Raw genomic sequence first — 15,276 nt, forward strand, 5'->3', positions numbered from 1 at the left:
AGGTATCACTCCTGCGTGATTTCGATCAGAAAATGAAGGGCATATTAACGAGCCACAGCAACTTTCGCGGACAAAGGGATCATCGATGAAACTGAATTGGTTGTTGTGCGGCGCTGCGGCGCTAACCGTGTTTGCAGTGCCGGCGGCGGCAGCGCAGCTTATCCTTTCTCCAGGTTCGGTTATTGGCAATACCGGCAGCTACGGTAATTTACAGATTGCCGCTAATATCTTCGATCAGCAGACGGGACCAGTCTCCGACACCACACCCGGCGTGTACCATTACTGGATTAATTCTGAAAATGGGCCGCAGAACGCTTACATCACGGTCGACTTGGGGGCGAAGTATTCGATCGCCAGTTTCGACCTGTTTAACACGCATAACGCTTTCTATGGCGATCGCGGTACAGGTAATTTCTCGATCGTCGCGGGGAACTCCGTAGCGAGTGACGGCACCAATGGCTTTACGTTGACCGGAGCAATCACAACGGTCGTGTCCGGAACGCTGACGGCAGCGCCCGTCACTGACCCGATTGCCGCTCAATCGTTTACGTCGTTGAGCAGCAGCACATTTCGCTACCTCCAGTTCCTTCCGACGAGCGTCGCTTCGGTGAACACGCCGTGCTGTAGTGCCAACGAGTACGGCCTAGCGGAACTGCGGGTATTCGCTAGCGTGCCAACTGTCGGCGGGGTTCCCGAGCCTGCCAGTTGGGCGATGATGCTAGCCGGCTTTGGCGTCGTCGGCGGTGTGATGCGGCGGCGTGCAGGCACGAATAGCATCGCCGCCTGACGTGTCCGCCTGCGTCGGGGACTGGTAAATACGCCAGTTGCCGACGTTAATGTGCGGCTAAACGGCATAAGGAAAATCATCAAACCCTCCTCCGTGTCGAACACGGGGCTTATAGCCACCTGGCGGCTTTTTTGTATTTAGAACTTGATAGCTGCCGCCAGTCTGGAGGCTGCCGCTCCGCCGCGGCCTTGCCGCGCAGCGCACCGAGCCGACCCGGTGCCAGCGCCAAGGCGGCATCATAAGCGGCCAACGCCTCGCGCGGCTTGCCGATGACGAGGTACAGGTCGCCGAGTTGCTCGCGCGCCGGGACGATCGGTCCCGGAGTGAGCGGAAGTTTCTCGAGACCATCCTCTTCGTCGGCGGCAGCGGCCATCGTCGCCACCGCGGCGACGGCGTCGCCTCTCGCTGCGAAGCGCCACAACTGCGCCGACTTGAGCAGCGCCTCGGTCTGCGCCATCCAACAACCGTCGTTCGCCAACCGCAGGGCTTCGCGGCACGCCGCGAGCCCGGCGATGTCGGCGTCGGCCGAACCCGGCGTGGCAGCGCGCAGCCTGCCCAGCGCGCGCGCCCACCACACGAGCGCGGCCACCTGCGGGCCGGATCCGGCGATCGGTGTCAGCTGCGACGCGGTCGCCCAGTCATGGATCTCGACCGCGAGCCGGACCGGCATCGCATTTCCGGCATAGCCAATCTTGAAGCCGGTGCCCAGCGGCAGCGTCATAGCCTTTAGCGCGGCAACCTCGCGCGCGGCATCGGCGGTTCGGCCGCGCTGGAGATAGGCATAGGTCAGATAGTCCATCGCGTGCAGCGCCTCGCCGACGTCACCCTGCGCGAGGCCGGCATCGCGCGCCGCGATGTTCGACGCGATCGAATCGTCCCACAGCCCGAGCCGTGTGAACATGTGCGACGGCATGTGCAGCTTGTGCGGCGCCGATGGTGCGATCCTGGCGTAAAGCCGCGCTGCTGGCAGGCCGCGTTGCGCCAGTTCGGCACTGTCATACGCGTGGATCATATAGTGCGGCACACCGGGGTGTTCCGGCTGGCGCTTCCAGATCGGCTCGAGGATATCGGCGGCGTGCTTCTGGCGGACGTGCGCGTGATCGGTCGGTGCTGCCGTAGCGATCAGCGACAGCGCGTAGAACGTCGCGATCTCGTCGTCGGCGAGATAGTCGCGCGCCAGCGTCGCCATCGCATCTGAGTATCGCATCGCGCGGTCAGCCGCCGGAACCGCGCCCGCGTCGGCATAATAGACGCCGAGCGCGGCGATGAGCGCGCGTTCGCGGGGCGTGCCTGTCGTCATCGCCGCCGCCTGCCCGATCTCGGCGACGCCGGCGGCGATGCCGGGACCGGCCGGCACGTCCCACAACTGGTGATAATGGGTCATCGCCCGTCCTCAATGCGCCATCGCGCAACCCGGGTCGCGGGCGGCAACATCGGCGAACCCCGTGTCGGCCTCCTCGTACGTGAACGAATGCAGCAGCGCGACGTCGCGATCGAACGCCGGCGTCACCGCCCGTGCGCAGTTCGTTTCAAGGTGCGTCGTGCCAAGATGCTCCGGCACCGGATGCTGGTGATGTTCCTCTTGCGCGCGGGCAGAGTCACGAGTGCCAGGGCAATCGGAACAAGGATTATGTATCGTTTCATTGAGCCCCCGGCCTTGGCTTCTTGCAGAGACTGACCGAACAAGGTCCTCTCGGCAAGGGGAACTCCGCCCCGATGGGCCGGTTGTTGACTGTCCGCTTCCCGGCTTGGAACGCTGCATAGCGGCCGTTCGAATAACTGCGGATACGATGGCGGTTATACGTCGCTTACGCCGCCCGTTTCAATTTTCGTTGCAGATATTGTTCATCAAACCCGGCGAGCAGCGCGAGCCTTGCGATATCGTCGATAACCAGAACTCCGCCGCGGAGTCGCATTATCCCAAGCACTCGCAGGCGCCGCAGGACCCGATTGACGTGAACCGGTGTCAGACCGAGCGCATCGCTCAATACGAGCTGCGAGAGCGGTAACTCTAGCTCGTCTCCGACGGTCAGTCCGATATTTCGCGCGCGGATGTAGAGCTCGCACATTAGGTGGGCTACGCGCTCGACGCTGGTTCGTCGGCCCATGCTGACGATCCAGGCCCGAAGGACGCCCTCATCGACCAGCTGCGCCCACCACAGCGCCTGGGTCAGCGCCGGTCGGGTAGCAATCAAGTGGCCAAAGCGTGCGCGCGGTATGCTTGCCACCTTGGCTTCAGTCAGCGTTGCGATACTGTGGTCCATCACGTGGCTGGCCGCGAGATGCATATCGCAGCAGTCGCCGGGCATCAGGAACGCGGTGATCTGGCGCGACCCTTCGGGCAGGAGCTGATATCGGCAGGCCCATCCTTCCAAAATGACGAATAATGGACCGGATGGATCGCCTTCGCGGATTAGGTCATGACGCGCAGGCACGTCGCGGGCGTTGGCGCATTCGGCTTCGAGCAAGTCAATGTCATCGCGCGATAGCGCGGCATGCGCGCAAAGCTTGTCGATGAACGCATTCGGCATGCGGTTTTCCTCAGTGCGTGCGGCACTGTACAATCGGCATAGCCGGTTTTGTCGCTTGAAGGTTGATCCAAATCAGCATTGCCCCGGTGTAATGCCCTAGAGTGTTTGTCATCGTTGACACGCGGACCCAGGCGTCGACGGCAGGGTGATGCTGAGCGCTCCCGCCTGCGCAAATTAGGTGACCGGCATGGCTGAAGACGGCATTCGCCCTGTTGCCGTGGGTGCAGAGCCCGACGCCCACGGACAAGCCGCGTTGCTCCTCGCGGAGAGTATCCTGCATGCCTTGGTCGACACCTCGGTGCTCACCAATTCAGAAGCAATCAACGTTGTGACCAATGCAACGGAGGTCAAACGCGCTTTGGCCACGGCAGCCGGGGAATCCTCCGGACGCATGCAGCAGTCGCTCGACCTACTCATGCGGATGACCGCGAGCTTCGAGACTGATCGCGCGATCCCGCGGTCGGTAGCGGAGCCACATTTTCCGCGATTGGCCTGACGGAGCATCAGCTATGCACAACATCACCCCTGACATCGCAGTCGTCTCGAACAAATCGGTGCTAGCCGGATATGTCGCCACGACGCCGGATCAACCAGCTCCCTACAAAGTAGTTTTCCACGTGGGCGATCGGATCGTCTCGGAGCATGCGGTAATGTCGGTGCGATCCGGCGAGTCGATGATCCGCAATCGTCTCCCGGCAGTCTCGGGGTCGTAATTGATACAAGCTCGGGTCCCCATGTTGGGTGCCAGGCGTTAAGCAGGGACCCTACGACAATCCCAACCGGCGTTATTTTATGGTCGTGGGGCTAGATAAGGCCTCGGGGAGCGGTGTGGCTCGCTGCTAAAGACAAACTAACCGATAAAACGCACATTCGCCCGGATGGGCCACGGTTCTTAACCTAGATTATATTGGGGGAAGTCTGCGCAGCGTATACTTGTCGTCGAGCACAACGATCAACCTCGGAGCTAGACATGGCGGAGCAGGCATCGGCTGCCAACCAGAGTAAAACACTTGGCACAATAGCGAATGTTCTGGAGAGCGCGCAGGCAATCGCTGAGAGGACAATCACCTCTCAAAGCGACATTGCACGACTCACGTTGGAGCATGCCAAAGAGAACACTAACGACTTTTTCTCGACCGTGCAGGCCATGGCGTCGCATACGAGTTTGGCGCAGGCTAGTCTTTCGTATTGGGAATATCTGACTGAGTTTTCGCGTAAGCAAGGTCGTCGCGCCCAGACACTAGCAGATGCCTTTACCCGAACCGGGCGCGCCGCGTGGCCGCCCATGAACGGGGCGTCCGTAGCCCCGAAGCCTTGAGGCAACTGATCGCCATTCGAATGGCGATCTGGGCGGAACAACATCGCGTCCTCATTTTCCGGCATGCGCGTCAAGGCTGGAGTACCTCGAATGGATCAGGCCGAGAGCCGCGCGCGAGCGACCGCTTCACGGATGATGGCGCTGAACGCCGCGTCTCGCGCCAGTCGGGTCGTGCACGAAGAACTTGCTCGCCGCTACGATGCCCTCGCTGGAAACGAGAAAATGATTGTTGCCAGTCAGCAGTTAGACTTCAATGTCGGAATTAAAGACGCTGAAGGTGGGACCTCAAAGGGCGCCGACCATCGCAATGTGCGAACACGACTGGGGATATCGGTCGGCAAAGGCTCAACAGATCGCATTGCGCCAATTGTTTCAGGAATCAGAGAAACGATTTCGGTTGGGGAGTGAGAACCGCGTCGCACAAAGCGACGCGGTTTTTCCTCGCAATTTGTCGGCCAGACCCGCTCGATCTCTCTCGACTGATGCGTGATTGTCTTCGGCAAATATTTATCTGGTCTCGAACCCGAAGCCGGTCAGCTTAGATGTTCGAACGGTGTTGACGTCAATTGGTGGATAAATTGCGATGGACACGAGACCGGGCCAGAGGCTCCACGAGACCCTAGGCTTCGTCGGTTTGCGGGCCCAAGCGACAGCCGTCGGCCTCCTCCAACTTTCGATTGAATTGATCAAAATGGGTGTTCTCGACAAGGCGGCGGTCACGCGGATCAAGGATGCCATCTTCCATGACCTTGCGTTGTCCCGCCCCCTATCGCTAGAGAAAACCGAGTACGAGGCGGCGCTGCATCACCGGCTTGATGACCTGTTCGCCGCAGAAGCCGCGCCACCTGTAGTCTCGAACGATCACCATTAATTATGAGCATTAAGATATAGACGAAGTAGCTGTCGATAAAAATCGAGCGGTTCTCATACGCGTTGTTTAACTGCAAGTAGTCCAAGAGTACGCTGGAGATCGGTCTTTCAAGACCAGACTCGGATGGCAGGACCGGGACCGCAACAAAGCGCATCGTCGGCCTTGTCACCGCCTCGCAGATCGCTTCAGCATCGGCCGCATCGTTCTTGCCGCGCTTGACGTACGGCTTGACGTACTGCGCCGGCATCAGCTTCACATCGTGCCCCCGCGCAATCAGCTCGCGCGCCCAGTAATGCGAGCTGCTGCACGCCTCGATCCCGATCACGCACGGTGCCAGCTTCTCGAAGAATGCCAGCATCCGACCTCGCGTCAGGCGCTGGCGAACAACCACCTGCCCTGCCCCATCGACCCCATGCACCTGGAACACCGACTTCGCGATATCCAGACCGATCGTCGCCACAACTGCTTTCGTCATCATCGCTCTCCTTCCGGCTCAACCCGCGACTTATACCGCAGGTCGGGTAGGAGAGCCGTCCACCGCATCACTAGCAGACGGTCCGATTCCAGGCTTTGTAAGCAGCAAAGCAGACCTTCCTTAAACGACCTCCGTCCGCCGGGAAGAACCATTTGTGGTCACAAACAGCCCAATTTGTACTTCCCAAAAGTAGACCTTGAGTAATGTAATCTGATCTGGACGTGACCCGTGCTGGTGGCTTGGGTGAATTGAAGAGAGCGGACTTGTGGCTATTTTTGGCCAGGCCGCTGGGCGTCGGCTTACGCCAACCTGGCCTGGGCCAAATGATCGGCAAGAGAAGCATTAGCCCCGTAGCTACCCAAATAACACGTGAAGGCAGCAGATCAAGAACGTGTTTTCGCCGTCTGACGGCTTTTGGTGGGCCTGTCCGGATCGGTCGACTGACCGACCCGGACTCGAGCCTTAGTACTTGACCCGCAACGTGCCGCCGAAGGTCCGCGGTGCGCCGAGGAACGCGTCAAGGACGCCGGTGGCGTTCGTCGGGACGTTTTGGAAACCCGAATTGAATGCAACCTGCTGGTAGTTCGTATTAAGCAGGTTCTCGGCCCAGATTTCGGCACTGAACCGGCCGTCCTTGGGCCCAAACGCAACGCGGCCGTTGGCGACGACATAGCCCGACTGATACTTGCCGGGGTCGAGGTCTGACCCGGTGTTGTAGCCCGACGAATATTTCGCGCCGACGTTGAGGCGGGCGACATAGTTGTTGCCGACTTCGACCGAGTAAGTTCCCGACAGCGACGCCGACCACAATGGCGCGAGCGAAACGCGTGAGTGCTCGCCGCCTAGGTAGCCGGTCTGCGCCTGAAGCGTAGCAAGCTGCCCGTCGTTCAGGTCGTACCGCGTGTCGGCGTAGGTCACGCCGCCCTGCACGCTGAACGCTTTCGACGCCAGCCAGACGAAGTCCGCGTCGACGCCCTTGCTGATCACCTGCGGCACCGAGGTCACGACAAACACCAACCCAGTGAAAGTGTTGAGCTGGAAGCCCTGATACTTCTGGTAAAAGGCGGTGGCGTTCAACAGCACCTTGCGGTCGAACAGCGTCGCCTTTTCGCCGATCTCGTACGAGTCGTTGGTTTCCTTGGCGAAGCCAGTGTTGAGGATCGGCGTGACCACCGCTGCGCTGCCCGGGGCGCAACCGGCGGTACCGACGGTGCACTCGACGCGATCGAGGTTGAAGCCGCCCGCCTTATAGCCGCGCGCGTAGGACGCATACAGCAGCAGCTCGCGATTAAGCCGATAGGCGAGCTTGGCCGTCCCCGACGGGACGTTCTCCTCGCGCGTCTGGTTATTGATGAAGTTGTTGTAGCCGGGGCTGAGGAACGGCAGGCAGAGCGTGCCGTTGACCGCCGCGAGCTGCGCCGCCGCCGCCGGGTTGACCCCGTTGAGAATGCCGAACGCCGCGTTCGCCGCGCCGCAGCCTGCACCGTTCCCGATGTTGTTGCTGACCGCGTTGAGCTTCTTGTCGTCGAGCGTGTAGCGCACGCCGACGTTCAGGCTGAGCTGATCGGTGATGTGCAGCGTGTCGTCGCTGAACAGCGCATAAGTGTCGTCGCGCTGACGGTAACGGTCGACCGAGCCCGAGCCGGCGGCGAAGTTGACGCCGCGAACGAACGGAAACGTCAGGCCGGTCTGGAGGAAGGTCGCATCGGGCTTGCCCTCGACCAGCGACGAGAACAACAGGCTGAGGTACGGCGTGAACTGGCTGCCGACGAGAACGCTCGTGTTCTGGCGCAGCTTCTCATCGGCGAAGAAGGCTCCGACGAGATAGTCGAGCTTGCCCGCGGTCCCGGCGTAGCGGACCTCCTGGCTGAAGGTGCGGAACTGTGACGAATTGCTGTCGTCGGCTGGCAGATAGTCGATGTCAGCGGTCGAGAAATCGGCGTCGAAACCGGCGGTGTTTTTCCAGTCGCGATAGGCGCTGATCGACGTCAGCGTCCCCGGCCCTACGTTCCAGTCGAACTGGGCCGAGATGCCGCTGTCGTTGATCCGCTGCCCATCGGGACGGTTTGCGTAGGCATTGCGGGCATACGGCGTTGCCGGATTGCCGTCGTTGCCACCGAGTGCAGCGACGAGGTTATTGGCAAGGTTCGCCCCGCCCAAGCCCGGACCGGCGTTCTGGCTGGCGCGGGTGATGACGGCGATGCAGCAGGTCTCGTTGCGGTGCGAATGGTCGGCGATGATGCGCAGCTTGAAATCGTCGCTCGGCGTGAACAGCAACTGGCCGCGGATGGTGTAGAAGTTGCGGTTGGTGTCCTCGGTCGCGGTGCGCGGACCGGGGCCGGTGTTGACGTTAAAATAGCCGTCGCGCTGGCGGTCGGCAAAATACAGGCTGGCCGCGAGCTTGTCAGTCACGATCGGTCCAGTGACCTGCGCCGCGCCGCCGATAGCCCCATAGTTGCCGCCGGTCAGATCCGCGCTGGCACCGAAGGTAAACTCGGGCGGAGCGGTCAGGATGTTGATGACGCCGGCGGTCGCCGACTTGCCGAACAATGTTCCCTGCGGGCCCTTGAGGACCTCGATCCGGTCGACATCGCCGAGGTCGCCGAAGCCGACGCCGTTGCGCGAGCGATAGACGCCGTCGATGACGATGCCGACCGACGATTCGAGGCCGGGGTTATCGCCGACGGTGCCGACGCCGCGGATGCGCGCGGTCGTCGAGCCTTCGTTGGACGTCGAGGTGACGAGCAGGCCTGGCGTCAGGATCGCGAGATCCTTGATGTCCTTGACGCCGGTATCCTGGAGCAGCTGGCGATTGATCGCGGTGACGACGATCGGCACATTCTGCAGGCTGTTGCTTCGCTTTTGTGCGGTCACGACGATCTCGTCAACCGTACCCGCAGTGTCGGAGGGGGCCCGGACGCCACCGACGGTCGCGGGTACAGCGCCCTGAACGGGCTGCGGCGTAGGAGCTGCAGCCGACTGAGCGGAGACGGGGGCTGCAAGGATGCCGGTGGCGACTGCCGCGGCGGATACCGCCGAACGCAAATCAATCATGGTTACTGATTCCCAAGGATGTTGTTGTTGCCCGGTCGGACAGCTCGCTGCCTGTTGGCCGGCGTCTTGCTCATACCCTTCAGGCGCAATCCGGCAAGAATTTTCGATGACAACTTGCAGGAATCGCTCGGTTGCCGCGGCGGAGCGATCGGATCGACGCTCGGCTCGTCAAAACCGCTTCACAGATAATTCACAAGCCGGCTCGAAAAATCGCTTGAAATTCTTTATGCTGCGATGCACAACTAGGAAGCCGAAAGGCGATCCTCCCCAAGGATTTCTAGGGCCGGTGGTTAGATCCCCGGCCCTTTTTTGTGACTGCGGTGGTAAAACGTATTTCAGATACCAAGCAAAAAACAGCTCTGTCGGACACCATCCGACTTTCAATCGGGGACTGTGCCCGACCCTATTCGCGAGCGCATTTTAGGGGCCGGTTGTTGACTGTCCGCTTCCCGGCGTGGAACGCTGCATAGCGGCCGTTCGAATAGCTGCGGATACGATGGCGGTTATCCGTCGCTTACGCCGCCCGTTTCAATTTTCGTTGCAGATATTGTTCATCAAACCCGGCGAGCAGCGCGAGCCTTGCGATATCTTCGATAACCAGAACTCCGCCGCGGAGTCGCATTATCCCTAGCACTCGCAGGCGCCGCAGGACCCGATTGACGTGAACCGGTGTCAGACCGAGCGCATCGCTCAATACGAGCTGCGAGAGCGGTAACTCTAGCTCGTCTCCGACGTCCGATCGGTAGTTTCCAACTTCACCATACTATTGCAATCGTCAGACGGCTGATCGATGTTGGCATCAGGGATCGGCGCGCGCGAACGCCGTAGTAGATGGGAACGATAATGGAAGGTTTGACGACCGGACACGATGGTGCGCCGGGCCACTGGCGGCTCGTCATCGCGCTGATGCTGATCTACACCTATGCTTTTGTCGATCGCGTCGTGCTCGCGCTACTGGTCGATCCGATAAAGCGCGATCTCCACGCCACCGACCTGCAAATGAGCCTCTTGCTCGGGCTGGCCTTCGCGCTCTGCTACGGCATCTTCAGCATTCCGGCGGGGCATTATGTCGACCGGGTCAACCGACGGCGGCTGGTAGCGATCGCATCGGTCGGTTGGGCGCTGATGACGATCGTCTGCGGGACGGCGACGAGCGTGACGCAACTGTTCATCGGCCGCGCCGGCGTCGGCCTGATGGAGGCCGCAATCACCCCCGCCGCCTTCTCGCTGATCCGCGATGCGGTGCCGCAGCGGTCGCGCGGCCTGGCTTTCAGCACCTATGCCTTGGCGCCCGTGTTGGGCAGCGCGCTTTCGCTCGCCGGCGGCGGACTGCTGCTGCGAATGGTCGTCGGCGGCGCGCTCGCCGATGTCCCGCTGATCGGGTCGCTCGCGCCGTGGCGGACGATGCTGATAGTCGTCGGGCTGGCCGGTCTACCGTTTAGCCTGCTCGTCTTCGCATTCCGCGAGCCGGCGCGCGAGCACGACGTCGGGCCGCGCCGGGTCGGCATGGCGCAGGGGCTCGCCGAGGCGTGCCGCTACATCGCCTCGCATCGCCGGCTGTACGTCCCGCTTTTGATCTTCTGCGGCACCGGAGCGATGATGTCGTTCGCTTATACCGCGTGGTTCCCGACCGCGATGGCCCGGCGCTTCGCCCTGCCCCCGCAGCAGATTGCACCGACGCTCGGCGCGATCTCGTTCGGCGTGGGGGTTTGCGGCCTCCTAGTTGGCGGGACGGTGATGAACTGGCTCAGCCGCCGGCCGGGAGCCGCGATGCTTTACGGCACCGTCGCCGTCATCGCCACGGCCACGGGCGTCGCCGGCGCATGCCTCGCCCCGGCGCTTACCCCGGCGTTCATGATCGTCGGCCTCGGGATCTTCTTCCTCGGCATCTCGAACCCTGCCGGCGCGACGACGCTCAGCCATGAGACGCCGGCGAACATGATCGGGCGGGTCAGCGCGGTCTATCTCCTCGTGCAGACGCTCGCCGGGCAGACGCTCGGGCCGCTGGCGGTGGCGACGACGAGCGAGCACCTGTTCACCGGACCGTCGTCGATCGCCTCGGGCCTCGCCGTCGTCGAGGCGTCGTGCGCGGTCGTCGCTGCGCTGTGCGGTCTCGTTCTCGCCCGCCACCTTCGCGCGCAGGCCCGCTCCCCGCGCTGACGGCAATGCGCGGTACCGCACCGATGTGTGGCCGAGTTGTCGCGGCCTCGGCGCGTACATATGAGCAGACGTCTGATTTCTATTGACACCCGCGTGGTGATTGAGTTTGTCAGACGTCTTATCGATTTCCGGTCGATGCCGCCGATGCGACGCAGAGCGCAAGCCAGAGGGAGTGAACGTCATGAGCTTCAAGGGATTATTGTGCCTGTCCGCCGCGACGTCGGCCATCGCGCTGTCGGCGGCGCCGCTCGCTGCGCAACAGACTGCGCCTACGCCCACGCCGGCCGATCCGCCCGTCAAAACGGCGCCGGTCCCGGCCGACGCGACGGGCGACATCGTCGTCACCGCGTCGCGCGCCGGCCGGTCGGGCTATGACGCGCCGACCCCGACGACGGTGCTCAACGCCGCGACGATCGAGCAGCGCGGATCGACCAACGTCGGCGACTTCCTCAACGAAATCCCGGCGTTCCGGCCGAGCCAGAGCGTACAGACCAACCCGCAACAGAACAGTGGCGCGGGACAGACCTATGCCGACCTTCGCGGCCTCGGCAACATCCGCACGCTGACCCTCGTCGACGGCCGCCGTCATGTCCCCTCGGCGTCGACCGGGCAGGTCGATCTCAACCTCATTCCGACGATCCTCGTCGAGCGGATCGAGGTGGTGACCGGCGGCGCATCGGCGCAATGGGGCTCGGACGCGGTCGCCGGCGTCGTCAACGTCATCCTCGACAAGAAACTGCAGGGGTTCAAGGCCGACCTGTCGCTCGGCCTGTCGGACAAGGGCGACGATTTCGAACGCCGCGGCGCGCTGGCGTTCGGCACGTCGTTCGCCGAAGACCGCGGGCACATCGTCGTCGGCGGTGAATATGTCCAGTCGGACGGCATCGACAGCTATCTCGACCGCGCGTGGGGCCGTCGCTCCGATGAGGTCGTCTCGTACACCGGGCCACGCGCCGCCGACGCACCGTCGCGCTTCTATTCGAGCGGGGTCGGCTCGATCACCTTCACCAAGGGCGGCATCATCCTTGGCGCCAATGCCGACACCAATCCGGCGAACGGCGTCGACGTACTGCGCGGCATCCAGTTCGGCCCGGGCGGCACCGTCCTGCCATACAACTATGGGACGATCGTTGGGGTCAACTCGATCAACAGCACCGCGAGCAGCCCGTACGGCACGACCCCACTGTCGATCCGCGACGGATTGCAACTCGTGTCGCCGCTCAAGCGCTACACCGCGCTCGGGCACGTCGACTATTCGCTGACCGACGGCGTTCAGGCGTTCGCCGAGTTCGGCTATGGCCGGACCGGCGCGACCTTCCATTCGCCGCCGGTGCGCGACTCGTCGGCAACCGGGCTTGTGATCAAGCGCGACAACGCCTTCCTGCCCGCCGCAATCGCGACGATCATGGACGCGAACAACATCAAGTCGTTCGGCCTCGGGCGGCAATACGACGATTTCGGCCCGGTGCGCGCGAACAACTATATCGAATCGGCACGCTTCGTCGCCGGCCTCAAGGGGACGTTCGGCGGCAGCTACAAATGGGACGCGTACTACCAGACCGGGCGCAGCCAGTTCGACCAGCAGGTCGCCAACCTGCGGATCGAACCTAATTTCCAGTCGGCGGCGGATTCGATCCTCGTCGGCGGCGTCGCGGTCTGCCGCGATCCGGTTGCGCGCGCCGCTGGCTGCGTCGCGCTCAATCCGTTCGGCGCGGGGTCGCCGAGCGCGGCGGCGATCGCCTATGCTACCGGCACGCTGTTCTACCGCGTGGTCAACAACGAGGACGTCGCTGCGGCCAACCTGTCGGGCGAGCCCTTCTCGACCTGGGCGGGGCCGGTCTCGCTCGCCGCCGGCGGCGAATACCGCCGAGAAGCGTCGAGCGGCGTCACCGACAAGATCTCGCAGACCAACGGCTTCAACTACGGCAACCCGAAGCCCTTCCAGGGCAGCTTCGACGTCAAGGAAGGCTATCTCGAGACGATCGTCCCGCTGGCGAAGGACCTGCCGTTCGCGAAGTCGCTCGACTTCAACGGCGCGGTACGGTTCACCAATTACAGCACCAGCGGATCGGTCACGACCTACAAGGTCGGCGCGACGTGGGAGCCGGTCACCGGCCTGCGCCTCCGCGCGACCCATTCGCGCGACATCCGCGCGCCGAACAATTCGGAGCTGTTCTCGGTAACCAGCACGCGCGGCACGCTGGTCAATTCGTTCAACGGATCGAACGACCAGTATACGATCATCAGCGCGGCATCGCCGACGCTCAAGCCCGAAAAGGCCGACACGACGACCGCCGGCGTCGTCTTCACACCGACCTTCCTGCCCGGCTTTCAGGCGTCGATCGACTATTACGACATCAAGATCAACGGCGCGATCTCGGCGTATAACGCGCAGCTAATCCTCGACAATTGCGCCGCTGCTGGCGGGACCGGCTTCTTCTGCGGCTTCGTCGACAAGACCGGCACCGGCACCGCGACGGTAATCAATTCAGTGACGCAGCAGCTCGTCAACCTCGCGTCGGTCAAGACCCGCGGGATCGACTTCGAGGCGAGCTACCGCTTCGACGTCCCCGGCGGACGTGCGACCGCCCGGCTGTTCGGCACCTATACCAAGAACCTGATCGTCGACGACGGGCTCGGCATCCCGGTCCGGTTCAATGCCGCCGGCATCATCCAGACGCGCGGCAGCGTGATCGACTATGCCGGCCAGGTCGGCGGGTTCACCTCGGGCTCGAACGTCAGCTACACCAATACGCCGCACCTCATCATGAACGGGATGCTGACATATGATCACCGGCTGTTCTCGGCGACGGTCGAAGGGCGCTATGTCGGCGGCGGCAAGGTCAACAAGGCGCTCGTCGACCCGAGCGACCCGCAATACAACCCGGCGTCGCCGATCTCGGTGCTCAACAATGACGTCAACGCCCGCTTCTACGTCAACCTGTCGGCGTCGGCGAAGCTGTTCGGCGACGATACCCACAAGGTCGTGCTGTACGGGATCGTCAACAACCTGTTCGACAGCGAGGTCCCCTTCCCCGCCACCCAGATCTCGGGGCTTTACGACCGCGTCGGGCGCTTCTTCCGGCTCGGCGTCCGCCTCAGCTACTGACTTGGCGAACCTCGACGGCCGGGTCGCGATCGTCACCGGCGCGGCGTCGGGGATCGGCTTCGCGATCGCCCGCGACCTCGCGCGGCAAGGCGCGCGCGTCGCGATCTGCGATGTCGCGGACCCGACGGCGGCGGTCGCGACCCTCCGCGGCGAAGGGGCCGACGTCGTCGGGGTGCGGGCCGATATCGCCGACGAGGAGGCCGTCGCGGCGGCGCATGCAGCGGTCGTCGCGGCGTTCGGTCGGATCGATATCCTCGTCAACAACGCCGGGTTGTTCACGACGATCACCCGCGCACCGTTCGACCAGCTCGACGTCGCCGAGTGGCGGCGCGTCATCGACGTCAACGTCACGGGGACGTACCTGTTCAGTCGTGCGGTGTGGCCGTCGATGCGCGCGGCGGGCGGCGGCCGGATCGTCAACATCACCTCAGGGTCGGTCTGGTCGGCCCCGGCGATGATGCTCCACTACGTTACGAGCAAGGGCGCGCTCACCGCGATGACGCGGTCGATGGCGCGCGAGATGGGGCCCGACAATATCACCGTCAACGCCGTCGCACCGGGCTTCACGATCAGCGACGGGGTGCTCGAGCATCGCCACGACATGCTGGCGACGGCAGCAGGACGCGCACGTTCCGCCCGCGCGCTGCAGCGCGACCAAGCCCCCGGCGACATCGTCGGCGCGGTGGCGTTCCTGTGCGGCGACGGCAGCGCGTTCGTCACCGGGCAGACGATCGTCGTCGACGGCGGCGCGGTGATGCGCTGATGCCGATGGCGACGATGGCGGCGCCCGAAATCGGTCCTGTCCTACACGCGACCGTGTGCGGTAGTCTCGGCGCGTCGAGTCGCCAGCGGGCGGCGGGAAGTCCCTTTCTCATGGTCGATCCATGCCCCGTCCTCGCGCGGGTGATCGCGCAACGGCTCGCGCATTCGCGATGAAAGCCGGTCTTTTCGTGAACGTGTGTAACCTTCCG

At 63.2% G+C, this 15,276-nt stretch carries 12 protein-coding genes and 1 pseudogene; 7 read left to right on the plus strand and 6 right to left on the minus strand.

Annotation, left to right across the window (positions count from 1 at the left end):
* Nucleotides 1-85: 85 nt before the first annotated feature.
* Entirely contained in the window at nucleotides 86-787 is a 702-nt protein-coding gene (locus tag KTC28_RS18495) for a PEPxxWA-CTERM sorting domain-containing protein (protein WP_216711123.1), read from the plus strand.
* Between the two features lie 109 nt (nucleotides 788-896).
* Here KTC28_RS18495 and KTC28_RS18500 read toward each other — a convergent pair whose 3' ends face one another.
* From KTC28_RS18500 to KTC28_RS18510, 3 genes are all read right to left on the minus strand, one after another.
* Nucleotides 897-2,171 (minus strand): hypothetical protein, encoded by a 1,275-nt coding sequence (locus KTC28_RS18500; RefSeq protein ID WP_216711124.1) that lies wholly within the window; start codon nucleotides 2,169-2,171, stop codon nucleotides 897-899.
* A 9-nt stretch (nucleotides 2,172-2,180) separates the two neighbouring features.
* Nucleotides 2,181-2,348 (minus strand): hypothetical protein, encoded by a 168-nt coding sequence (locus KTC28_RS18505; RefSeq protein ID WP_216711125.1) that lies wholly within the window; start codon nucleotides 2,346-2,348, stop codon nucleotides 2,181-2,183.
* Nucleotides 2,349-2,595: 247 nt separating this feature from the next.
* A complete protein-coding gene (locus KTC28_RS18510; protein ID WP_216711126.1) occupies nucleotides 2,596-3,318 on the minus strand; it encodes a Crp/Fnr family transcriptional regulator in 723 nt (240 codons plus the stop codon).
* Between the two features lie 187 nt (nucleotides 3,319-3,505).
* Here KTC28_RS18510 and KTC28_RS18515 point away from each other — a divergent pair, with 187 nt between their 5' ends.
* The 3 genes from KTC28_RS18515 to KTC28_RS18525 all read left to right on the plus strand — a co-directional run bounded on the left by KTC28_RS18515 (nucleotide 3,506) and on the right by KTC28_RS18525 (nucleotide 5,044).
* On the plus strand, nucleotides 3,506-3,814 hold the full coding sequence (locus KTC28_RS18515; protein ID WP_216711127.1) for a hypothetical protein: 309 nt from the start codon (nucleotides 3,506-3,508) through the stop codon (nucleotides 3,812-3,814).
* Between the two features lie 474 nt (nucleotides 3,815-4,288).
* Complete coding sequence (locus KTC28_RS18520; RefSeq protein WP_216711128.1) at nucleotides 4,289-4,636, plus strand: phasin family protein; 348 nt, start codon at nucleotides 4,289-4,291, stop codon at nucleotides 4,634-4,636.
* A 90-nt stretch (nucleotides 4,637-4,726) separates the two neighbouring features.
* On the plus strand, nucleotides 4,727-5,044 hold the full coding sequence (locus KTC28_RS18525) for a hypothetical protein (RefSeq protein WP_216711129.1): 318 nt from the start codon (nucleotides 4,727-4,729) through the stop codon (nucleotides 5,042-5,044).
* A 599-nt stretch (nucleotides 5,045-5,643) separates the two neighbouring features.
* Here the strand turns inward: KTC28_RS18525 and KTC28_RS18530 are convergent.
* The 3 genes and pseudogenes from KTC28_RS18530 to KTC28_RS23335 all read right to left on the minus strand — a co-directional run.
* Nucleotides 5,644-5,982: pseudogene (locus KTC28_RS18530) on the minus strand (IS110 family transposase); the annotation flags it as partial.
* A 462-nt stretch (nucleotides 5,983-6,444) separates the two neighbouring features.
* Entirely contained in the window at nucleotides 6,445-9,036 is a 2,592-nt protein-coding gene (locus KTC28_RS18535) for a TonB-dependent receptor (protein ID WP_223132344.1), read from the minus strand.
* 514 nt (nucleotides 9,037-9,550) lie between these two features.
* Complete coding sequence (locus KTC28_RS23335; protein ID WP_216710659.1) at nucleotides 9,551-9,730, minus strand: helix-turn-helix domain-containing protein; 180 nt, start codon at nucleotides 9,728-9,730, stop codon at nucleotides 9,551-9,553.
* A 149-nt stretch (nucleotides 9,731-9,879) separates the two neighbouring features.
* On the opposite strand from KTC28_RS23335, the gene KTC28_RS18545 reads away from it, so the two are divergent.
* The 3 genes from KTC28_RS18545 to KTC28_RS18555 all read left to right on the plus strand — a co-directional run bounded on the left by KTC28_RS18545 (nucleotide 9,880) and on the right by KTC28_RS18555 (nucleotide 15,068).
* Nucleotides 9,880-11,196, plus strand: a complete 1,317-nt coding sequence (locus KTC28_RS18545; RefSeq protein WP_216710658.1) for an MFS transporter — start codon at nucleotides 9,880-9,882, stop codon at nucleotides 11,194-11,196.
* Nucleotides 11,197-11,377: 181 nt separating this feature from the next.
* Complete coding sequence (locus KTC28_RS18550) at nucleotides 11,378-14,305, plus strand: TonB-dependent receptor plug domain-containing protein (protein ID WP_216710657.1); 2,928 nt, start codon at nucleotides 11,378-11,380, stop codon at nucleotides 14,303-14,305.
* 1 nt (nucleotide 14,306) lies between these two features.
* The gene (locus KTC28_RS18555) at nucleotides 14,307-15,068 is read left to right on the plus strand and encodes an SDR family NAD(P)-dependent oxidoreductase (protein WP_216710656.1); all 762 of its coding nucleotides are present in this window, start codon (nucleotides 14,307-14,309) and stop codon (nucleotides 15,066-15,068) included.
* Nucleotides 15,069-15,276 lie beyond the last annotated feature (208 nt).

This window comes from Polymorphobacter megasporae (genome assembly GCF_018982885.2).
Lineage (GTDB): Bacteria > Pseudomonadota > Alphaproteobacteria > Sphingomonadales > Sphingomonadaceae > Polymorphobacter_B > Polymorphobacter_B megasporae.